Origin of the sequence: Streptomyces liliifuscus (assembly GCF_016598615.1) — a bacterium.
Classification (GTDB): domain Bacteria; phylum Actinomycetota; class Actinomycetes; order Streptomycetales; family Streptomycetaceae; genus Streptomyces; species Streptomyces liliifuscus.
The window spans coordinates 2,787,857-2,809,542 of sequence record NZ_CP066831.1 but is presented as its reverse complement, the minus strand read 5'-3'; the positions used below and the strand labels follow the sequence as shown (position 1 = coordinate 2,809,542).

The following is a 21,686-nucleotide window of genomic DNA, read 5'->3' as shown; positions in this document are numbered from 1 at the left end:
TGTCATGTCAGAAGTCCCAACCGTCGTCGTCCGCCTCGGCCTTGACCGGCTCCGGAGAGGCGAAGGACTCGCCGACCATGCCCGCGGTGAGCGTGGTGCCGTCCGACGGGTCGATCAGGATGAACGAACCGGTGCGCCGGGAGTCGGCGTACGAGTCGACGGGCAGCGGCTCGGCCGTACGGATCTTGACGCGGCCGATGTCGTTGGCGTCCAGGTGGCCCGGGTGCGGGTGCAGCGACAGGTCGTCGAGCGTCAGCCGGGACGGGATGTCCTTGACGAGTGCCTTGACCGTGCGGGTGCCGTGCTTGAGCAGCACGCGGTGACCGATGGTCAGGGGCGCGTCGGCCACGTGGCAGACGGTCGCCTCGATGTCCTGCGTCGTCGCGGGCGCGTCCTTGGTCGGCACGAGCAGGTCGCCGCGCGAGATGTCGACGTCGTCCTCCAGAAGGACGGTCACCGACTGCGTCGTCCAGGCCACGTCGACCGGCTCGCCGAGCAGGTCGATCGCGGAGATCCGCGACGTACGGCCGGAGGGCAGCACCGTGACCGACTCGCCGACACGGAAGGCACCGGCCGCGATCTGGCCCGCGTACCCCCGGTAGTCCGGGTGCTCGGCGGTCTGCGGACGGATCACGAACTGCACGGGCAGTCGCGCGTGGCAGGTCGTGAGGTCGTGGCTGACCGGGACCGTCTCCAGGTGCTCCAGGAAGGTCGGGCCGCCGTACCAGTCCATGTTCGCGGACGGGTCCACCACGTTGTCACCGGCGAGCGCGGAGATCGGGATCGCGGTGATCTCGGGAACGCCCAGCTCGGAGGCGTACGCCGTGAACTCCTCGGCGATCGCCGCGAAGACGGACTCCTTGTACTCGACGAGGTCCATCTTGTTGACCGCCAGCACGACGTGCGGGACGCGCAGCAGTGCGGCGATCGCCGCGTGGCGCCGGGTCTGTTCGACGACGCCGTTGCGGGCGTCGACGAGGACCACCGTCAGCTCGGCCGTGGAGGCACCCGTCACCATGTTGCGGGTGTACTGCACGTGTCCGGGGGTGTCGGCGAGGATGAACCGGCGCCTCGCCGTGGCGAAGTAGCGGTACGCCACGTCGATGGTGATGCCCTGCTCGCGTTCGGCGCGCAGGCCGTCGGTGAGCAGTGCGAGGTCGGGTGTGTCCTGACCGCGGTTGCGGGAGGCGTGCTCCACGGCTTCCAGCTGGTCGGTGAGGACCGACTTGGAGTCGTGCAGCAGCCGGCCGACCAGGGTGGACTTGCCGTCGTCGACGGATCCCGCGGTGGCGAAGCGCAGCAGGGTCGTCGCGGACAGCTGCTCGACCGACAGCGGCACGGTGGGTTCGGTGGTGCTCGTCATGGTTAGAAGTACCCCTCGCGCTTGCGGTCTTCCATCGCGGCCTCGGACATCTTGTCGTCGGCGCGGGTGGCGCCCCGCTCGGTGAGCCGGGAGGCGGCGATCTCGGTGATCACGGCGTCCAGCGTGGTGGCGTCGGAGTCGACGGCGCCCGTGCAGGACATGTCACCGACGGTCCGGTAGCGGACGAGACGGGTCTCGACCGTCTCGGTCTCCTTCGGGCCGCCCCATTCGCCGGCGGTCAGCCACATGCCGGCCCGCTGGAAGACCTCCCGCTCGTGCGCGAAGTAGATCTCCGGGAGCTCGATGCCCTCGCGGGCGATGTACTGCCAGACGTCCAGCTCGGTCCAGTTGGAGAGCGGGAAGACGCGGACGTGCTCGCCGGGCGCGTGGCGTCCGTTGTAGAGGTTCCACAGCTCGGGGCGCTGGCGGCGCGGGTCCCACTGGGAGAACTCGTCGCGCAGCGAGAACACCCGCTCCTTCGCGCGCGCCTTCTCCTCGTCCCGGCGTCCGCCGCCGAACACCGCGTCGAACCGCTCGGCCTGGATCTTCTCCGTCAGCGGCACCGTCTGCAGCGGATTACGCGTCCCGTCCGGGCGCTCCTTGAGGGCGCCGCGGTCGATGTAGTCCTGTACGGAGGCCACGTGCAGCCGCAGCCCGTGCTTCTTCACCGTGCGGTCGCGGTACTCCAGGACCTCCGGGAAGTTGTGCCCGGTGTCCACGTGCAGCAGCGAGAACGGCACCGGAGCGGGCGCGAACGCCTTGAGCGCCAGGTGCAGCATGACGATGGAGTCCTTGCCGCCGGAGAACAGGATCACCGGCCGCTCGAACTCGCCCGCCACCTCGCGGAAGATGTGCACCGCCTCGGACTCCAGAGCGTCCAGGTGGCTCAGGGCGTACGGGCTGTCGGTCCCCTCCTCGGAGACGTCGGCAACGGTCGTCGTCATGCGAGACCCCTCTCGGCGAGCAGCGCGTGGAGCGCCGCCGCGGACTCCTGCACGGACTGGGTGTGCGACTCGATGCGCAGATCGGGCGACTCGGGCTCCTCGTACGGGTCGTCGACCCCGGTCAGACCCGAGATCTCGCCCGCCGCCTGCTTGGCGTACAGGCCCTTCACGTCCCGCTCGCTGCACACCTCGACCGGAGTGGCGACATGCACCTCGATGTACGCGGCCCCGCTCGCCTGGTGGCGCTTGCGCACCGCCTCGCGACTGTCCGCGTACGGGGCGATGACCGGCACCAGCGTCTTGACGCCGTTGCGGGCCAGCAGGTCTGCGAGGAAGCCGATGCGCTGTACGTTCGTGTGCCGGTCCTCGCGGCTGAAGCCGAGGCCCGCCGTCAGGAACGTACGGATCTCGTCGCCGTCGAGCACCTCGACGCGGTGGCCCTCCTCGCGCAGCCGTCCGGCCAGTTCGTACGCGATGGTGGTCTTGCCGGCGCTCGGCAGACCCGTGAGCCAGATGGTGGCTCCGGTCACTTGAATCTCCTGGTTCATCGAATTCATCGAAGCAGCAGCCATGGTCAGCCGTGCAGCCCGCACTCGGTCTTCGCGCGGCCCGCCCAGCGGCCGGCGCGCGCGTCCTCGCCCTCCAGCACCCGGCGGGTGCAGGGGGCGCAGCCGACGGACGCGTAGCCGTCCATCAGCAGGGGGTTGGTGAGTACGCCGTGCTCGGTGACGTACGCGTCGACGTCGTCCTGCGTCCAGCGGGCGATCGGCGAGATCTTGACCTTGCGGCGCTTCTCGTCCCAGCCGACGACCGGGGTGTTCGCCCGGGTGGGGGACTCGTCGCGGCGCAGGCCCGTCGCCCAGGCGCTGTACTTGGTGAGCCCTTCTTCGAGGGGCTTGACCTTCCGCAGCGCGCAGCACAGGTCGGGGTTGCGGTCGTGCAGCTTCGGCCCGTACTCGGCGTCCTGCTCGGCCACGGTCTGGCGCGGGGTGAGCGTGATGACGTTGACGTCCATCACGGCCTCGACCGCGTCCCGGGTGCCGATGGTCTCCTCGAAGTGGTAGCCGGTGTCGAGGAAGACGACGTCCACGCCGGGCCTCGCGCGGGAGGCGAGGTGGGCGACCACCGCGTCCTCCATCGAGGAGGTCACGCAGAACTGCTTGCCGAAGGTGTCCACCGCCCACTGGAGGATCTCCAGGGCGGAGGCGTCCTCCAGGTCACGGCCGGCCTGCTCGGCGAGAGCCTTGAGCTCGGCGTCCCGGCCGCGATCGAGGTCGGTCTGATTCTCGGTATCGGTCTGAACGGTCGTCATATCTCGTCCCCTCCACCGTCGTTGCGCTGAACTCCTCGGGACAGCAGCCCGAGGAACTTCAGTTGGAAGGCTCGATTGCATGCCGCGCATTCCCACGCGCCGTGCCCCTGCTCGCTGGGACGCAGGTCCTCGTCACCGCAGTAGGGGCAGTAGAAGGGCGCCGCACGCTCACTCATGACAGCGACTCCTCGGAAGCCCGCGTGGCCCAGGTGGCGAAGCGCTCGCCGTCCTCGCGCTGCTCCTCGAAGCGCTTCAGCACGCGCTCGACGTAGTCGGGCAGGTCGTCCGAAGTGACCTTCAGGCCACGGACCTTGCGGCCGAAGCCGGCCTCGAGGCCGAGCGCGCCGCCGAGGTGCACCTGGTAGCCCTCGACCTGCTCGCCCTGGTCGTTGAGCATCAACTGGCCCTTGAGACCGATGTCCGCGACCTGGATACGGGCGCAGGCGTTCGGGCAGCCGTTGATGTTGATGGTGATGGGCTCGTCGAACTCGGGGATGCGGCGCTCGAGTTCGTCGATCAGCGAGGCACCGCGGGCCTTGGTCTCGACGATGGCGAGCTTGCAGTACTCGATGCCGGTGCAGGCCATCGTGCCGCGCCGGAAGGGCGACGGCTTGGCGGTCAGGTCGAGCGACTCCAGGCCCTCGACCAGCGAGTCGATCCGGTCCTGCTCCACGTCGAGCACGATCATCTTCTGCTCGACGGTGGTGCGCAGCCGGCCCGAGCCGTGCGCCTCGGCCAGTTCGGCGATCTTGGTGAGGGTCGCGCCGTCCACACGGCCCACGCGCGGGGCGAAGCCCACGTAGTAGCGGCCGTCCTGCTGACGGTGCACACCGACGTGGTCGCGCCAGCGGGCGACCGGCTGGTCGGGAGCGGGCCCGTCGACGAGCTTGCGCTCCAGGTACTCGTCCTCGAGGATCTGCCGGAACTTCTCGACACCCCAGTCGGCGACCAGGAACTTCAGCCGGGCGCGCGTACGCAGGCGCCGGTAGCCGTAGTCGCGGAAGATCGACAGGACGCCGATGTGGACGTCCGCGACCTCGTCGAGCGGCACCCAGGCGCCCAGGCGCTGGCCGATCTTCGGGTTGGTGGAGAGGCCGCCGCCGACCCAGAGGTCGAAGCCGGGGCCGTGCTCCGGGTGGTTCACGCCGACGAACGCGACGTCGTTGATCTCGTGCGCCACGTCGAGCAGCGGCGAGCCGGAGATCGCGGTCTTGAACTTGCGGGGCAGGTTCGAGAAGTCCTTGTTGCCGATGACCCGGCGGTGGATCTCCTCGATGGCCGGGGTGCCGTCGATGATCTCGTCCTCGGCGATCCCGGCGACGGGCGAGCCGAGGATCACCCGGGGCGTGTCACCGCAGGCCTCGGTAGTGGACAGCCCGACGGCCTCCAGGCGCTCCCAGATCTCCGGGACGTCCTCGATACGGATCCAGTGGTACTGGACGTTCTGCCGGTCGGTGAGGTCCGCGGTGCCCCGCGCGAACTCCTGCGAGATCTCGCCGATGACCCGCAGCTGCTGGGTGGTGAGGCGTCCGCCGTCGATCCGCACCCGCAGCATGAAGTACTTGTCGTCCAGCTCCTCCGGCTCCAGGATCGCGGTCTTGCCGCCGTCGATCCCGGGCTTGCGCTGGGTGTAGAGGCCCCACCAGCGCATCCGTCCGCGCAGGTCGTTGGGGTCGATCGAGTCGAAGCCCCGCTTGGAGTAGATCGTCTCAATGCGTGTCCGCACGTTGAGACCGTCGTCGTCCTTCTTGAACTGCTCGTTGCCGTTCAGCGGGGTGTAGTGACCCACGGCCCACTGACCCTCGCCACGGTGACGGCTCACCTTGCGGCGGGGCGTTGCGGCAGCTGGATCCTGTGGGGTGGCGGCCATGGTTCTACGTCCTTCGGGACAGGCGGATGCGGCTCTTACCTGCGCGGGTGGGCGCATGTGGGCATACGTGCGCGTCTTTGCGCAGGCGAGACAAGGGGGGATGTCGGAAGTGCTGGGCTCGGGGTCAGAGGCCCCCGGTGCCTTGTGTCAGCAGGCCGGACAGATGGCGCTGGACATGCGGCCGAGGTCGACGTGCCGCCGACTCACCAAGGCAATTCCAGTTCCAGACATGACGGAAGCGTGTCACGGCAATCTGGACACAGTCCAGCTTCGTCCACGATGCGGACACCCTTGTCTCGATATGCAAGACAAGGGTGGTGTCGGTCACACGGCCGGGGGCATGGTCCGGATCCGGCCACGTCGTGCCAGGTCAGCCTACGTGTGCTCCGGGCCAGGGCCCGGGTGCCGTCACGTCCGGCTCCTCCTCGACCTTCGTGTCGAAGAGCTTGAAGCCGCGGCGCAGGTAGTTGTCCATCGCGTGCTCGCCGTCCTTGCTGCATGTATGCAACCAGACGCGCTTCGTCTGCGCCCGCCCCGGCCACCGGTCGGCCAGGTCCCAGGCGCGTGCCACGCCGTGGGAGAGGAGGTGCCCGCCGATGCGCCGGCCCCGGAAGGCGGGGATCAGCCCGAAGTAGACGATCTCCACGACGCCGTCGTCCTGCGGCTCCAGCTGTACGTATCCGGCGGGCGTCCCGCGGTCGTACGCGACCCAGGTCTCCACGCCCGGCCGGTCCAGGTCCTCCTGCCACTGCGCGTACGTCCAGCCGAGCCGGTCCGTCCAGCGGATGTCGCCGCCGACCGCCGCGTACAGATAGCGGCTGAACTCGGGGGAGGGCACCTCGGCGCGGACGATCCGGACGTCGCCGTCGGGGGCGGCGGCGGGCAGCTGCTCGGCCGGGGAGACCTGCTCCAGGGACCAAGTGGTCACAGCGATGCTCATGCGGGCCAGCGAACCACGAAGGCGGGCCCCGCTCCAAAGCGGGGCCCGCCTCCACGGGTGCTCACGTTGACGACTCGTACGGGCTCACCGCTGACGCCCGAGGCCAGGCCGCCGGGGCCTTCGGACTACTCCACCGAGCCGTCGACCTCCGACAGCGGGACCGCGTACAGGACGCGCTCCGGGATGGCGGGCAGCTCCCATTCGTTGTCCTTGTTCGCCGCCCACTCGGTGAGGGTCCACAGCTCGCCGGTCTCCTGCCAGTACGACAGGGACTCGGTGTGCTGCCCCCAGCAGGCGTACGACCCGCCGGCCCCGCACTTCGCGGCCTTGGCGATGCTCTCGTTCTGCCGCCAGAGCGTGCCGTGCCGGTCGCGGGTGCCCGGTGCGTACCCCGCGTACCAGTCGGCCTTGCTCGCGCCGCTCGGTTTGTGGGAGAGGACGCCCTGCAGCCCGACGGCGTCGGTCTCGTACGCCTCGTCGGCGTTCACGTTGCCACTGGCGTTGCTGCCGAGCAGGCCGGTGCGGTCGCTCGCGGTGCTGTAGTGGTAGCGCCAGACGCGGGCCGGTTCGCTGCCGCCCGAGCTGAACCACTCGTTCGCGACCAGGCTGTCCGGTGTCGACGTACGGTCCAGGGAGATCGAGCCGAAGCAGGGGACCGCGTTGTTGTTGCTCGCGGAACAGGCCCCGCCGGTGAGGTTGTACGAGCCGATGGCCGGCATCACGTACTGGTAGCCGCGTGCCGACCAGCCGCCGCTCACCTTGCCGATCTCGGTGCTGTTGACGTCGGCCTGGAGGATGCGGTTCATGTCGAAGACGAACAGCGCGTTGTTGTGATCGGCGCCGTTCTTCGCGGTGACGATCAGCTTGTCCTGGTACCAGACCATGCCGCCGACGTGGGAGCGGACCGCTCCGAAGTCCTTGCCGCCGGAGAGCGGGGCGACCAGCAGGACCCAGCGGTACCTGAGGTTCTTGGGGTCGTTCGCGTCGATGAACGCGACCCGGGCGAGGCCCTTGTCGTCGGCGGGCTCGCCCGCCTTGTGGTCGTTGTGCGTCCAGCCCGCGAGGATGACCCGGTCGGAGCCCCACTTGCCGTCGTTGTCGGCGTCCCCGGAGGTGGTGACGGACTGCGGTAGCCACTTCTGTGTCGTCGCGTCCCCGCTGTCCCAGCAGTAGGCGCGGGTGGCGGCCGGCTCGACGGGCAGGGCCGCCGACTCGGTGTCGTCGCAGTCGGCCTTGTTCCGCATCGGGTGGTTGGCGCTCTCGAGGACGGCGCCGACTCCGACGTTCCCGCCCATTCCGCTCTGGAGCGTGTCGAGCGTCGTGCCGCTGACCAGGTTCTCGTGCAGCTGGAGCTTGTTGACCTCGGAGGAGGAGGTGATCGACGTCAGCGGGCCGGGGTTGTCGCTTCCGGCGGCCTGCGAGGTGCTGATGATGGTGGCGGCGGCGGTGAGGGCGAGGGCGGTCCCGGACAGCGTGGCCCGCAGGACACGCCCCTTCTTCCGGCGGCGATGTCTGCCTCGGTACGTCATAGGTCCTCCCGTCGTCGGCCAACTGCCTCCTGCGATCCGGCGGTTGAGTGCTGGAGGGGACAGATGTGGGGGGCCGTGGGAAGGATGGTACGTCAGGGTGTGGCGAGTCCGGTCGAATACCCCGGAATAGGTAGGGAGCAGACGGGTTCGCTCTGGGCTGCCGCCCCCTAAGAAGGGGCGGCCCGCCTTTCCCTCAGTACTCCCGGTGCCGTTGAGTGCGGGAGTAGGTCCAGCGGGTCGTCAGGCAGGACCGTCCGGACCTCCGCCGATTCGCAGAAACGATACGGCCGATGGTCCAGGACCGCCCCCAGATATCGGCGTACGCGTGACATCTCGGCTCGTACGGTCACCGTGCGGGCGGGGTCGCCGAACAGGTCCTCGGCCAGGGCCGCGGCGCTGAGGCCGGTGCGGTGCAGAGCCAGGAGGTAGAGCAACTCCGCGTGGCGCGGGCTCAGTTCGTGGGTCCAGGTGCCGGTGACGCCCGCCACGGTCACCGACCAGCGGCGCGGCTGCGACAGGTCGAGGGCGATCCGGGTGGCGCCGCGGGGCGCGGGCTCCTCGTCCGAGGCACGCACCAGCCAGCCGCCTGGCAGCGGTTCCACCGAGCAGGGGCCGAGCGTGGGCAGCCAGATCCGGTCCGTGCCGATGGTGGTGGGCAGCGCGAGCCTGTCCACGTACGGCATACCGGTGATCGCGGCGGTCCAGCCGTCCTTGTCGACGGCGAGCGCGCGGCCGGTGACCCGGGCGAGCACCGGCGCCGCCACCGCGCGCAGCCGGTCCAGCGCGGTCAGATGCCGCTCCCGCAGCCGCGCCTCGGCGAGCTTGGCCACCGAGTCGACCCAGGCGAGCGTCGCCGGGTGCATGGTCTCCCAGGGCCCGCTGATGTCCACGACCCCGATCAGCCGGCCGTCGCGCGGGTCGGTGATCGGCGCGCCCGTGCAGGTCCAGGCGGAGTGCGTGCGTACGAAGTGTTCGGCGGCGAAGACCTGGACGGGGCGGCGGGCGACGGCGGGCGTGCCGACACCGTTCGTGCCGACGACCTCCTCGCGCCAGTCCGCGCCGATCTCGAAGCCGAACCCGTCGGCCTTGCGCAGCACGGACCGGCTGCCCTCGCGCCACAGCACCCGGCTCTGCGCGTCCGCCACGACCATGATGTGCTGGGTGGTGTCCGCGACCGACAGCAGACCCTGCCGCAGTACCGGAAGGACGTGCCGCAGCGGGGAGTCGCGCCGGCGCCGCTCGATCTCGTCGGGACCGAGCACGCCGGCCCGGAAGTCGTGGTCGGGGTCGACGCCGGAGCGCAGCATCCGCCCCCAGGACTCGCCGATGACCGGCCGCGGGTCGAGCCGGGCGCGCTCTCCGGCCAGGGTCGCGTTGCGCACCTCGTCGAGCACCCGTGCCGCCTGCGCTGCGTCCACCGCGGCGAGCCGCGTCACGTCCATCGGCGAGTACACCACTGGGTCCTCCCGGAGAGCCTGAGCGGGCAACAGGTCCCGGCCGCCCGGCCATGGGACCCGAAACCCGTACTGACTGCACGTCTCATAGTGCCGTCTGTCCGTCGCGGAGGGCGACAGTCCGGACGCGGAGCGGAGATTTCGCGCAGGGTGCGGAGAGGTTGCAACCCCCTGCAACCCTGGTGAACTTCCGCCGCGTGTCCAAAAATTGGCGCAACGCCGCCTCGTGCGGTGTGCGTGCTCCGCTCAACGGGGCCATGGAACGGGGGTGGTGCCGTGTCGGCGCAGCACCACCCCCGTGCCCCGTACGTCTGTTGACGGCGGCTCAGGAAACGGGCCGCGCCCGCTCCACGACCGAGCCGAGGTCCAGGGTGTGCGGCAGGGTCCCGAACGACGCTCCCCAGTCCCCGCCGAGGCGTGAGGCGCAGAACGCGTCGGCGACCTCCGGCGGCGCGAACCGGACCAGCAGCGAGCCCTGGAGGACCACGGCGATCCGCTCGACGAGTCGCCGGGCGCGTCCCTCGATGCCGTCCAGGTCGGCGAGTTCGGTCAGCAGGTTCTTGATCGCGCCGTCCAGCCGGTGGTCGGCGCCGCGGGCCTTGCCGACCTCCTGGAGGTAGGCGTTGAGCGCCGCCGGTTCGCGTTGCAGGGCGCGCAGGACGTCCAGCGCCTGGATGTTGCCCGCGCCCTCCCAGACGGAGTTGAGCGGCGACTCGCGCAGCAGCCGCGGCATGCCCGACTCCTCCACGTAACCATTGCCGCCCAGGCACTCCAGGGCCTCCACCGCGACCGGCGTGCACCGCTTCGTCACCCAGTACTTCGCGGCCGGTACGGCGATCCGCAGGAACGCCCGCTCCTGCTCGCCCCCGTCGTCGTACGCGGCGGCCAGGCGCAGCCCGAGCGTCGTCGCGGCCTCCGACTCCAGGGCCAGGTCCGCGAGGACGTTCCGCATCAGCGGCTTGTCGATCAGCCGGCCGCCGAACGCCTCGCGGTACATGGAGTGGTGGACCGCCTGTGAGACGGCCTGCCGCATCAGACCCGCCGAGCCGAGCACACAGTCCAGCCGGGTCGCCGCGACCATCCCGATGATGGTGCGCACCCCGCGCCCCTCGTCCCCGACCCGGCGCGCCCACGTGCCGTCGAACTCGACCTCGGCGGACGCGTTCGACCGGTTGCCCAGCTTGTCCTTGAGCCGCTGGATACGGAACACGTTCCGTGTGCCGTCCGCGAGGACCCGCGGCACCAGGAAACACGTCAATCCGCCGGGAGCCTGCGCCAGCACCAGGAAGCCGTCCGACATCGGCGCCGAGCAGAACCACTTGTGGCCCGTCAGCTCGTACGTCCCGTCCTCGGCGAGCGGCCGCGCCTCCGTCGTGTTGGCGCGTACGTCGCTGCCGCCCTGCTTCTCCGTCATGCCCATCCCGAAGAGCACACCGGCCTTCTGCCCGGCGGGCCGCAGATCCTGGTCGTAGACCATGGACGTGAGGCGGGGCTCCCACTCGGCGGCGAGCGCCGGGTCGGCGCGCAGCGCGGGCACCGCCGCGTGCGTCATCGACAGCGGGCAGCCGTTCCCCGCCTCGACCTGCGTCCAGACCACGAAGGCGGCCGCGCGCCGCACATGCCCGCCGGGCTGTGACCAGGCCGCCGTCAGGCCCGCCGAGACACCCTTGCCGAGCAGCCGGTGCCAGGACGGATGGAACTCGACCTCGTCGACCCGGTTGCCGTAGCGGTCGTGGGTGCGCAGCTTCGGCGGGTTCTCGTCGGCCAGCGTCCCCCACGCCTGGACCTGCGCCGATCCGGAGGTCCGCCCGAGGGCCGACAGATCGGCGTACGCCTCGTCGAGCAGCTGTGGGTCGAGGTGCCGGTCGACCGCCTCGACGAGGGCACGGTCGGCGTTGAAGACGTCGTACGAGACCAGTGGCGGAGCCTGGTTGGTCACGGTGTGGGTGCGGGCTGCCATGTCCCCGAACCTACCCCTCGGTACGGCGGTCGTCACCAAACTCCCGCCGCACCGGGCCGCGCCCCTTTCGCCCCGCCGTACAGGTCGGGCGGGCAGGTCAGGCGGGATGTGACAGGGCGGCCAGTTCACCGGAGCCGCCGAGTGTGTCCTCGCCGTGGACGTTCACCCCCCAGCCGGGGTGGTGGACCGTGTCGAGGTAGCGCTCGCCGAGGTCAGGGGCGATCGCCACCGCCGTGAGGTTGCGCCGCCCGTGGCGGGCCAGCCAGTCGGACGCGCCGCTGACCACAGTGCCGGTGGAGCCGCCGAACAGGAAGCCCCGGGCGGCCAGCCGGCGGCAGGCACGCAGCGTGTCCGGCTCCGGGACGTGCATCACGTCGTCGACGTAGGACTCGTCGAGCAGCGGCGGACGGACGGCCATGCCCAGACCGGGGATCATCCGGGGAGCGGGCGGCCCCCCGAAGGTCACCGAGCCGACGGTGTCCACGGCCACGATCCGCACCCGGCGCCGCTGCTGCCAGAACCAGCGCGCGCAGCCCATCAGGGTGCCGGTGGTGCCGGCCCCCACGAACAGCACGTCCAGGTGCGGGAAACGGCGGGCGATGGCCGGTGCCGTGGTGCGGTAGTGCGCGCGCCAGTTGCCCTCGTTGGCGTACTGGTTGAGCCATACGTACCGGTCGTCCGAGGCGCACACCGCGCTCACGTACGCGATCCGCGCGCCGAGGAAGCCGCCGTGCAGATCGGGTTCGTCGATCACATGGACGACGCTCCCCAGCGCCTCCATCATCCGCCGGGTCGCCGGATTGCAGCGCGAGTCGGTGACGCACAGGAACCCGTAGCCACGGCTCGCCGCGATCATGCTCAGCGCCACGCCGAGGTTCCCGGACGACGACTCGACCATGACGGACCCCGGTCGCAGGACGCCGTCGCGCTCGGCTGCGTCGACCATCTCGGTCGCCGCCTTCAGTTTGACCGACCCCGCGAAGTTGAACCCCTCGCACTTCAGGAAGAGCGGCAGCCCCAGCGCCGCCCGCAGGTCGACGTAGAGGTCGTCCTCGTTGAACTGTGTGGGCTCGGATATGACGGGCATGATGTCCCCCTCCTTCATGCGGCACCGCGCTCCGCTCCTCGCGCGGCACGGTGCCCGCCGGTCAGCCGTACCGGCGCAGTTCGTGGAAGAAGCCGTCGACGACGTGCGGCTCGCCCCTTCGGGCCACCTCGTCGTGGACGAACTTGCCGACCGCGAGGTCGAGGACCCCGAGGCCGAAGGGCGAGAACACCACCGTCCGGTCCGCCGGTACGGTCACCCGCCCACAGAGCACGTCGTCCAGCGTGCCGTCGAGGAAGTCGCGGCCGCCGGTGAGCTGTTCGACCAGATGCGGTGACGTGTCCGCCTTGAGGCAGTGCTCGACGTCGTCCACGAAGTTGGCCGAGTCGAGCAGGATCTCCGGCGCCAGGTCGCGCAGCGACACATGCAGCACGAGCGGGGCGTGGGAGAACCACGCCGGGTCGTGGATGTGCGGCTTGGCCGCGACGGTCGCGAAGACCAGCAGGTCACTGGAGCGGACCAGCGACTCCGCGCTGTCGTGCACGGTGATCCGGCCCTTGGCGCCCGACCGCTCCAGATAGCCGCTGAAGCCGGCCGCGCTGTCCGCGGACAGGTCGTACACCCCGGTCTCCTCGAACGACCAGCCGGTGGCGGCCAGATGGGTGTGGATGTAGCGGGCGATCAGACCCGTCCCGACGAACCCGACGCGCGTGGGCCGGGCCCGGTCGCGGCTGAGCCGGTCGGCCGCGAGGGCCGCCGAGGCCGCCGTCCGGGTGGCGCTGATGATCGAGCTCTCCAGGCACGCGAACGGATAGCCCGTGTCGTGGTCGTTGAGGATCAGCACGGCCGAGGCGCGCGGCAGACCGCTCGCCGTGTTCCCGGGGAAGCTGGAGACCCACTTCAGACCGTCCACGCCCACCGGCCCGCCGATCGAGGCGGGCAGCGCGATGATCCGGGACGACGGACGGTCCGGGAAGCGCAGGAAGTACGACGGAGGGTTCACCGAGTCGCCCGCGCCGTGCAGCCGGTACACCGACTCGACCAGGTCGACGATCTCGGACTCCCGCCCGTTCAGGGCCTCGTGGACCTGGGCGCCGGAGATGACGGTGAACGGGGGAGCCGTCGGTGTCCCCGGTTCCGTGGTGGTCGTGCCGTTCTCGTCGGTGGTCGTGCCGTTCTCGTCCGTGGTGGTCATGCGGCCCTCACTTCGATGGTCGGTGCGCAGTCGGTCAGCCGGACCGGGTCGCCCAGGGCGGCGAGCACCTCGCGGGGCCCCTCGAAGGGCTCCCTGCTGTGCGCGGTGCGGATGTTGTCGACGAGCAGCAGGTCACCGGAGCGCCACGGCTCGCGTGCGGTGTGGGCCCCGTACACCTCGTTGATGATCAGTACGACGTCCTCGTCGATCGGGTCGCCGTTGCCGTGGCGGGTGTTGAAGGGGAGCCCGTCGGAGCCGTAGACGTCCACCAGGTACTCGCGCACCTCGGGGTCCATGGTCCACTCGTTGAGGAACGCGATCTGGTTGAACCAGCAGCGCCGCCCGGTGACCGGGTGGCGGACCACGGCGCTGCGGCGCTGCCGGGTGCGCAGGGAGCCGTCGCCCTGCCAGGCGAACTCGATGGCGTGCGCCCGGCAGTAGTGCTCGACGGCCGCGCGGTCCTCGGTGCCGAAGGCCTCGGCGAGGGTCGCCCCTATCTCGTCGTTGTACGTCCGGGTGAGCAGCCAGCCCTCCCGCTCGAACCGTGCGGTGAGGGAGGCGGGCAGCGCGTCGAGCACGGCGGGCGCGTCGGCGACCGCGGTGGCGCCGCCCTGGTCGGGCGCGTCGAGGCAGGCGTACAGCATCAGGCCGGGGAACTCCAGCGCGTAGCTGAGCTCGTGGTGCATGCACATCTGCTGGTTCGGCGGCCATTTGGACGAGGAGTACACACCGTCCTCGTAGGTCCGCCGGGGTGCGAAGGACTCGCGGTCGGGCATCAGGCCGGTGGCCAGCCGGCGGAAGACGGCCGCAGTGGTGTCCGGGTCGCGCAGCCCGAGGCCGCGCACCAGCAGACTGCCGTGCTCGGCGACGACGGCCCGCAGCGCGTCGCGGTGTTCGGCCGCCCAGAGCGCCGTGTCGCCCGCGGCATCGGCGCGCAGGATCGGAGGGCTGCCGGGACGCAGGTCGACGTCCGGTAGCAACGTCGGAGATGAAGACGACATCAGGTGCTTCCTTTCGGCCTTGCGGTGTTCGGTCGTGCGGTGTGCGGTGTTCCGGTCATGGGTGTCGTCGGTGCCTTCGGTTTCGTCTCTTCCGTGTGGTCCGTGTGGCCGGCGTGGTCTGCCGTGGTTCAGGACGGGGCGGGGGTGTCCAGGAGGCCCGCCAGGTCCGCCAGAACCGGATGGCGGGTGACGTCCTTGAGGGTGATCGCCCGGTCCAGCGCGATCGCGAGCTTCACCGCCGCGAGCGAGGTGCCGCCGCGGTCGAAGAAGTGGTCCCGGCGGCCGATCCGGTCGCCGGGGATGCCGAGCACCTGGGCCCAGGCCGCCGCCACCCGGCGCTCGCTCGCGGTGCCGGGCGCGTGCGAGCCGTCCTCGGCACCCGAACCGTTCCCGGCGGAGTCGAGCTCCCCGGCGAGCTTGGTCAGCGTCTTCCGGTCGGTCTTGCCGTTGGCGGTCAGCGGCAGGCTCTCCCGCCAGTGGACGGCCGAGGGGACCATGTACGCGGGCAGTGACACGGCCAGCCGCTCCCGCACGGCTCCCGCGCCGAGCCGGCCGGATCCGGAGCCGGGCGCGTCGGGCCCGGCGCAGAACGCCACGAGCCGTGTGCCGCCCACGACCACCACGGCGCCGTCCCGGACCCCGGGCACCCGCAGCAGCGCGTTCTCGATCTCGCCGATCTCGATGCGGAAGCCACGGATCTTGACCTGGCTGTCCCGGCGGCCGAGGAACTCCAGCTTGCCGTCGGGCAGCCAGCGGCCGTGGTCACCGCTGCGGTAGAGCCGCTCGCCGGGGCGGTACGGGTCGGTGGTGAACGCGGCCCTCGTCCGCTCCGGGTCGTTGACGTACCCGCGCCCGACACAGACCCCGGAGAAGACGATCTCGCCGGGCGCCCCGAGGGGTACGGGGGACAGGTCCTCGTCGACGACGTACACCCGCACATTGGCGACCGGCCGCCCGAGCGGGACCCGGTCCTGGTCCGGCACCCGGGACATGACCTCGTGGTTGGTGTCGTCCGAGGTCTCGGTCAGCCCGTAGGCGTTGACCAGCCGGATGCCGGGCTCGGCCGCGAACCAGCGCTCGACGAGCTCCTTCTTCACCGCCTCCCCGGTGACCGACACACAGCGCAGGTCGGGCAGTTCGCGCGGGCGTTGTTCCAACTCGGCGAGCACGGCCTCCAGATACGAGGGGACCACCTGGAGGACATTGACCCGGCCCCCGGTGATCGTGTCCACGAACCGCGGTACGTCCAGGATCACCTCCTGTTCGACCAGCAGGGTCCGGCCGCCGACGAGGAGTGCGGAGACCAGCTGCCACAGCGAGATGTCGAAGCACTGGGGCGCGGTCTGGGCGACCACCTGGCCCTCGCCGACGCCGAGGTCGTCGAGCTTGGCGTGGACGTGGTTGAGGAAGCCGGCGTGCTCGCACATCGCGCCCTTGGGCTCGCCGGTGGAGCCGGACGTGAAGTAGATGTAGGCGAGTTGGCCGGCGGCGACGGGGATGCCGAGGTCGCTGTCGGGGTGGTTCTCCGCGTAGGCCGCGTCGACGTGCAGGACTCGGGCGTCGGTGTCCGCCTCGTCCAGTGTGGTGGTGCTGCCGTGTTCCGTCAGGACGAGTTCGCAGGCGGCGCGGTCGAGTGTCGCCGTGATGCGTTCGGCGGGGAAGTGCGGCTCGATGGGCAGATAGACGCCGCCCGCCTTGAGGACGGCGAGGACGGCGGCCATCCAGTCCAGGTCGCGTTCCATGACGACGGCGACGACGTCCTCGGGGCGCAGCCCGCGGGTCAGCAGGGCCCGACCCAGCTGGTTCGCCCGGGAGTTGAGCTCCTGGTACGTCCACTCCTGGTCGCCCCGCACGGCCGCGACGGCGTCGGGGTGGGCCAACACCCTTTCCTCGAACAGCTCGTGGACCCGGCGGTCCGGCAGCTCGCGGTGCGGCCCCGCCAACCCGTCCAGCTGGAAACGGAGTTCGACGTCCGACAGCAGACTCTGCCCGCCCGCCCGGGAGTCCGGGTCGGCGGTGAGGTGGGTGAGCGCGGTGAGGTGGTAGCCGGCGATCCGGGCGGCGGCGTCCGCGTCGAGGACGTCGGTGCGGTAGCGCAGGCGCAGGGTGTGGTCCTCGAACGCCACGTGCAGCAGGGTGCCCTCGGGGCCCCGGCCGCCGTGCGGATCGAGCACCGTCTCGAAGGCCGCAGGTTCGTCTCCCGCCCCCTGCGCGGCCGGGTCCGCCTCGGCCTCGCGTATGCGGTCCAGCAGGTCGTGCCAGGAGCCGGTGCCGACGGTCAGTGGGCACGGCCTCGGCCGCTCGCCCTTCGCCGCCACGTACCCGACCGTCACCTCGCGCTCGCCGGACAGTGCGGCGAGGACCCGTGCGTGTACGGCCAGGAGAGTGCGGGGTTCCCGCGGCAGGCCCTCGGGCAGCGGGACTTCGTACTCCGCGGTGCCCGGCACCGGGTCGAGCGTCCACTTCGGGATCGTTTCCATGGTCTTGCTTCCCCCTGTTGTCTTTCTTGTTCTGTGCCGCGGAGCTTGTCCGTGCCGCGGAGCCTGTCCGGGGCTCGGAGTTCGTCCGTGCCGCGGAGCGTCAGGCGTGCCGCTGGGCGACCGCCGGGTTCCCGCCCCAGTGCGCCCCCGCGGGTACTTCCTCGCCCTTCATCAGGAAGGAGTCGGCGGCGAGCACGGCTCCGTCGCCCATCGACGCCCCGTAGTGCACGAGCGCGCCGACGCCGAGCGTCACGCCGTCGCCGATCTCGATGTGGTCGGACTTGAAGGTGCCGTCCTCCTGCGAGTGCGACTGCACCTTGCTGTGCGCGCCGAGCGTGCTGTCGCTCCCGATGGCGGTGAGCGTCCGCTCGGTGATGTAGGCCCCGTCGTCGAAGACCCTGCGGCCGATACGGACCCCGAGCAGCCGCCAGAGCAGGTTCTTGAACGGGGTGCCGTTGAAGACGGCGATGTGCGTGTCGGGGATCTTCCACAGCCGCTCGTGGCGCCAGAAGAGCGGGTCGTAGATGGAGTGCAGCCGGGGCTCCAGCGGACGGAACCGGCAGAGCAGCCGCTCCACCAGCACGTAGTAGCCGGTGGTGAACACGAGGCCGACGATCAGGGACGCGCCGATCAGCAGACCGCCCGCGGTGCCGAGCTCCCCGTACAGGTCGAAGGCGGCGAAGCCGAGGACCGTGAGGGCGAACCAGTCGAACCACCGGATGAACAGGAACAGGCCCATGGTGCGCAGGTTGTGCCCGTTCTTCGCGGCCAGACGGCGGCGCAGCTCGTCGCCCTCGCGGAGGTGGTCGAAGCGGGTGTCGCGCTCCACGGTCCTCGGGATCTCGAAGGGCGGCGAGCCCAGCAGGCCGACCCCCTCACGTATCTCGCCGTCGAGCGGGACCATCACCTTCGTCGCGAGCAGACAGTTCTCGCCCGTGCGGCCCCCGGCGGGGTAGGCGATGTGGTTCCCGAGGAAGTTGTGCGCCCCGATCGACGTCTGCGAGACGCGGAACGACGTGCCGGAGAACTCGGCGTTCATGATCGACAGTCCGTCGGCGACCATCGTGCCGCTGCCGACGGTGGCCAGGTACGGCGTTTCGTGCCCCACCTCCGTACCGAAGTTGGAGCCGGTCTGCTCGACGTGCGAGAGGTCGTAGCCGAGGGCCCGCAGGTAGTGGACGATGTACGAGCTGTCGCCGCACAGCCACTTGAAGAACTTGACGTTGGTCAGGCGTGCGACGGCACGCTGCACCGAGTAGTGGAAGCCGTAGAGCGGATAGACCCGGTCCGGTTCGAGGACCAGGTTCAGCAGCCGCGGCAGTACGGACACGGTGGCGAAGCCGATCAGGATGAAGCCCACGAAGAGCGCGAGCGACAGACCGAGCGCCTCGGCGTAGAACCGCGCCGACGTGATGTGCTGCGTCTCCCGGTCGAGCAGCACGTCCAGCGAGGGCGCCACCGTGAGCAGCATGTACGTACCCCCGACGAGGAGCGGCACATAGAGGAGCAGCGTCTGCAGCACGGTGGCCAGGCCGTAGCCCACCCGCCGCGCGGTGCCGCAGTCCGCGGGTGACACCCGTACGTAGTCCACGTCCGTGCGCTGGGCGGGGGAGCCGTGCCAGTGCTGCCCGTCCGGCACCGACGCGCCGCCGTACAGCGCGGACGAGTGGCCGAGCTGGGAACCGTCCCCCATGGAGGTGCCGATGTCGAGGACGGTCTTCTCGCCGACGAAGACGTCCCGGCCCAGGGTGACCGGGCCGGTGCGTATCCGCCCTGCGTGCGCCTGGTAGCAGAGGAAGTAGGAGTCCTTGCGGATCACCGTGCCCGCGCCGACGGTGAACAGGTCGGTGCAGACCGGGACGGAGTGGGAGAGGATCGTGACGCCCTTGCCGATCCGCGCCCCGAGCGCCCGCAGATAGAGCACGTAGAGCGGGTTGCCGGCGAACAGGACCATCGGGTTGGCGTGCAGCAGTGCCTTGACGGTCCAGAAGCGCAGATAGGCCAGGCTCCAGACGGGGAACTCGGTCTCCTTCCAGCGGCCGACCAGCACCCACTTGGCCACCACCGGCAGCACGCACACCCCGACGAAGACGGCACCGCCGAAGAGGGCCGACCGCAGGTAGACGTCCACCACGCCCTCGCCGGCGGAGACCCAGTCGTACCCCTGTGCGGTGACGAGCCCGGAGAGCAGGCAGTACGCCGCGAAGACCAGGAACTGGAGTGCTCCGCACAGGACATACCGTGCGGTGCTGCCCGGTGGAGGAGGCTCGGCCGGTTCGGGCGCGGGCGCCGGCGGCTCGTCCGGGACCTCGGCGAGTGCCGCCGCCAGGCCCCGGATCGTCGGGTGGCCGTAGACGTCCCGCATCGACACGGCCGGCAGGTCGGGGTGCTTCCTGACCCGGGCGCAGAAGTGGGCCATCACCAGGGAGTTGGCCCCGAGGTCGTCGAAGAAGTGGCTGTCGACGGGCACCTGCTCGACGCGTACGACACCGGCGAGCACCTCCGCGAGGACGTGTTCGGTGCCGTTCGCCGGGGCGTGGGTGGTCAGGGAGCCGGCCGGAGCGGCGGTCGTCACCTCACCTGGATTTGCCACCACTTGATCTCCTTGCTGATGATTACTGCTACTTGTGGACTGTTCGGAGTGATTGGTACTCCGGATGGGAATACGAAGGAATCACGCCCGCAGTTTCATCGGGCAGCCGAATTGGCTATGCCTGAGGCGTGGGTGAACCAGGGTGATTCCGATGTGATTCCGGTGTGCCGGAAGAAAGAGTTGTTCCGGAAGGAAGGCTCGGGCCGGAAGGAAGAATTGTGCTCATGGAAATGAGATGGCAGCCGGGAGGATATTGTTCGCCGAGTGTCGGAAGTGGCCGCGTGAAAAGGTGCAGAGCAGCACGGCATGATCCGCGTGGTTCCCACGCGGATCACGGGTAACGCGGCTGTGTCGGGCCCTGGTCCAGGCCTTTCTGAGTCCCCCGTGTCGTGGTGCACTGAGCCGTCCCCACGTGCCCAGCGGAATGCAATCCGAATTGTTTCTGTGTGCTCATGAACGGGTCAAGGGCGTTTCGTCCTATGGCGCTTTCTCGCCGTTCGAACCCTCATCGATTACACCCCTGAACGGTCCGCTCCGTACGTGCCACCGGGGAACTCACTTTATGGGTGGCGTATATGCGCTCACGCGTTCCGCTTCTGGAGGGTGAGTAATTCGGCCAACGCGGTCATGACAGAAAACCGGTTCGATTTTCCTTTACGATTTCTGTCGGGTTGCTGCCGCTTTTCTTTCGTATGACGGAACCGGGAGGGGCGGAAGCGGCGCCGCCGGTCACCTCGGACCCGGCCGTGGTACCGCGGGATGAGTGCAACCTCGCACGGCGGATACCTTTAGGGCGTGCAGCCAGCAAGTGAACCCCCTCAGAGGACGTCCGGCCGTCTCCATCGGGCCCGAGCCCTCTACCGGAACGTCTCCAAGCGCAGGACCGCCTGGCTGCTGATCAAGGACACCGTCAACTCGTGCATCGAGTACCGGATCCTCGGACTCGCGGCGGAGGCGGCGTTCTTCACGCTGCTCTCCGTGCCGCCGCTGCTGCTCAGCATGCTCGGCCTGCTGGTCTACGTCGACGACTGGACCGGCGCCGACACCATCGCCAGCGTGGAGACCAACCTCCTGGAGGCGTCCCGCACGATCCTCACCGACAAGGGCGTCACACAGATCGCCGAGCCAGTCCTCCACGACGTCATGGAGGGCGGCCGCCCCGACGTCATCTCCCTCGGCTTCCTGTTCGCCCTGTGGTCGGGCTCGCGCGCGGTGAACGTCTTCATCGACACCATCACCGTGATGTACGGCCTCGACGGCGTGCGCGGCATCGTCAAGACCCGGCTCGTGGCCTTCGCGCTGTTCCTCGCGGCGCTGCTCATCGGCTCCATCGTGCTGCCGCTGGTCGTCGCGGGCCCGGACGCCGTGGTGGACGTCGTCCCCTGGTCGGAGAACGTCGTACAGGGGTTGTACTGGCCCGTCGTCATCGTGCTGTCCATCGCCTTCCTGACGACGCTGTACCACGTGTCGGTACCCGTGCGGTCGCCCTGGGTCGAGGACGTGCCGGGCGCCCTGGTGGCCCTCGCCATGTGGGTCCTGGGCAGCTTCCTGCTGCGCATCTACCTGACCAACACGGTCGAGGGCCCCAGCATCTACGGCTCCCTGGCCGCACCCGTCGCCGTACTGCTGTGGATCGGCGTCTCCGCCTTCGCGGTCCTCGTCGGCGCCGCCGTCAACGCGGCCATCGACCGGGTCTGGCCGGCCGCGGCCACCGCCGCCGCCCGAGCCGTCAACGAGCGGCTGCGCGCCGAGCAGGCCGCCGACCTCGTGGCCCGCGCGGCCGCGGCCAGGGCCCACCTCGCCGACGACCCGGACGACCCCGACATGCCCTCCGAGTTCCCGGAGCGCTGGTCCCGCTTCCTGCCCCCCGAGGACGTGACCTCCCGGCTGCGCACACACGCGAAGACCACCCCCAAGAACGGCGACGAGCCGCCCCCGCCGCAGTGACCGCGACGGGGGCGCCAGGGGGAGCTTCTCGAACTTTCGGAGGTACGCCGGTG

17 protein-coding genes are annotated in these 21,686 nt (G+C 70.3%); 1 reads left to right on the top strand and 16 read right to left on the bottom strand.

Going from position 1 to position 21,686, the window contains the following annotated elements:
• Positions 1 to 7 precede the first annotated feature (7 nt).
• From JEQ17_RS11880 to JEQ17_RS11810, 16 genes are all read right to left on the bottom strand, one after another.
• Positions 8 to 1,363: a sulfate adenylyltransferase subunit 1 gene (locus JEQ17_RS11880; protein ID WP_200395225.1), complete on the bottom strand. Its 1,356-nt coding sequence runs from the start codon at positions 1,361 to 1,363 to the stop codon at positions 8 to 10.
• A 2-nt stretch (positions 1,364 to 1,365) separates the two neighbouring features.
• A complete protein-coding gene (cysD, locus tag JEQ17_RS11875) occupies positions 1,366 to 2,307 on the bottom strand; it encodes a sulfate adenylyltransferase subunit CysD (protein ID WP_200395224.1) in 942 nt (313 codons plus the stop codon).
• Complete coding sequence (gene cysC / locus JEQ17_RS11870) at positions 2,304 to 2,855, bottom strand: adenylyl-sulfate kinase (protein WP_143641818.1); 552 nt, start codon at positions 2,853 to 2,855, stop codon at positions 2,304 to 2,306. Before cysC ends, cysD begins: the two co-directional genes overlap by 4 nt.
• Before the next feature lie 26 nt (positions 2,856 to 2,881).
• On the bottom strand, positions 2,882 to 3,619 hold the full coding sequence (locus JEQ17_RS11865) for a phosphoadenylyl-sulfate reductase (RefSeq protein WP_200395222.1): 738 nt from the start codon (positions 3,617 to 3,619) through the stop codon (positions 2,882 to 2,884).
• The gene (locus JEQ17_RS11860; protein ID WP_055616311.1) at positions 3,616 to 3,795 is read right to left on the bottom strand and encodes a PDDEXK family nuclease; all 180 of its coding nucleotides are present in this window, start codon (positions 3,793 to 3,795) and stop codon (positions 3,616 to 3,618) included. The genes JEQ17_RS11865 and JEQ17_RS11860 overlap by 4 nt, the downstream gene beginning before the upstream one ends.
• Entirely contained in the window at positions 3,792 to 5,489 is a 1,698-nt protein-coding gene (locus tag JEQ17_RS11855; protein ID WP_200395221.1) for a nitrite/sulfite reductase, read from the bottom strand. Before JEQ17_RS11855 ends, JEQ17_RS11860 begins: the two co-directional genes overlap by 4 nt.
• Before the next feature lie 147 nt (positions 5,490 to 5,636).
• Positions 5,637 to 5,720, bottom strand: coding sequence for a putative leader peptide (locus JEQ17_RS50695; RefSeq protein ID WP_313904670.1), 84 nt, complete (start codon positions 5,718 to 5,720; stop codon positions 5,637 to 5,639).
• Between the two features lie 139 nt (positions 5,721 to 5,859).
• Complete coding sequence (locus JEQ17_RS11850; protein WP_200395220.1) at positions 5,860 to 6,429, bottom strand: GNAT family N-acetyltransferase; 570 nt, start codon at positions 6,427 to 6,429, stop codon at positions 5,860 to 5,862.
• Between the two features lie 125 nt (positions 6,430 to 6,554).
• Positions 6,555 to 7,958 (bottom strand): hypothetical protein, encoded by a 1,404-nt coding sequence (locus JEQ17_RS11845; protein ID WP_200395219.1) that lies wholly within the window; start codon positions 7,956 to 7,958, stop codon positions 6,555 to 6,557.
• 167 nt (positions 7,959 to 8,125) lie between these two features.
• Positions 8,126 to 9,400 carry a helix-turn-helix domain-containing protein gene (locus tag JEQ17_RS11840; protein ID WP_200401449.1) on the bottom strand — a complete coding sequence of 425 codons (1,275 nt, stop codon included), beginning with the start codon at positions 9,398 to 9,400 and terminating at the stop codon, positions 8,126 to 8,128.
• A 337-nt stretch (positions 9,401 to 9,737) separates the two neighbouring features.
• A complete protein-coding gene (locus tag JEQ17_RS11835) occupies positions 9,738 to 11,372 on the bottom strand; it encodes an acyl-CoA dehydrogenase family protein (RefSeq protein WP_200395218.1) in 1,635 nt (544 codons plus the stop codon).
• Positions 11,373 to 11,469: 97 nt separating this feature from the next.
• A complete protein-coding gene (sbnA, locus tag JEQ17_RS11830) occupies positions 11,470 to 12,459 on the bottom strand; it encodes a 2,3-diaminopropionate biosynthesis protein SbnA (protein WP_200395217.1) in 990 nt (329 codons plus the stop codon).
• 61 nt (positions 12,460 to 12,520) lie between these two features.
• Positions 12,521 to 13,612 (bottom strand): 2,3-diaminopropionate biosynthesis protein SbnB, encoded by a 1,092-nt coding sequence (gene sbnB / locus JEQ17_RS11825; RefSeq protein WP_200395216.1) that lies wholly within the window; start codon positions 13,610 to 13,612, stop codon positions 12,521 to 12,523.
• A complete protein-coding gene (locus JEQ17_RS11820) occupies positions 13,609 to 14,613 on the bottom strand; it encodes a TauD/TfdA family dioxygenase (RefSeq protein WP_200395215.1) in 1,005 nt (334 codons plus the stop codon). The genes sbnB and JEQ17_RS11820 overlap by 4 nt, the downstream gene beginning before the upstream one ends.
• A gap of 128 nt (positions 14,614 to 14,741) precedes the next feature.
• The gene (locus JEQ17_RS11815) at positions 14,742 to 17,093 is read right to left on the bottom strand and encodes a non-ribosomal peptide synthetase (protein WP_200395214.1); all 2,352 of its coding nucleotides are present in this window, start codon (positions 17,091 to 17,093) and stop codon (positions 14,742 to 14,744) included.
• A 100-nt stretch (positions 17,094 to 17,193) separates the two neighbouring features.
• Complete coding sequence (locus JEQ17_RS11810; protein ID WP_407700148.1) at positions 17,194 to 19,668, bottom strand: Pls/PosA family non-ribosomal peptide synthetase; 2,475 nt, start codon at positions 19,666 to 19,668, stop codon at positions 17,194 to 17,196.
• Positions 19,669 to 20,481: 813 nt separating this feature from the next.
• Here JEQ17_RS11810 and JEQ17_RS11805 point away from each other — a divergent pair.
• A complete protein-coding gene (locus tag JEQ17_RS11805; RefSeq protein ID WP_200395213.1) occupies positions 20,482 to 21,633 on the top strand; it encodes a YihY/virulence factor BrkB family protein in 1,152 nt (383 codons plus the stop codon).
• Positions 21,634 to 21,686 lie beyond the last annotated feature (53 nt).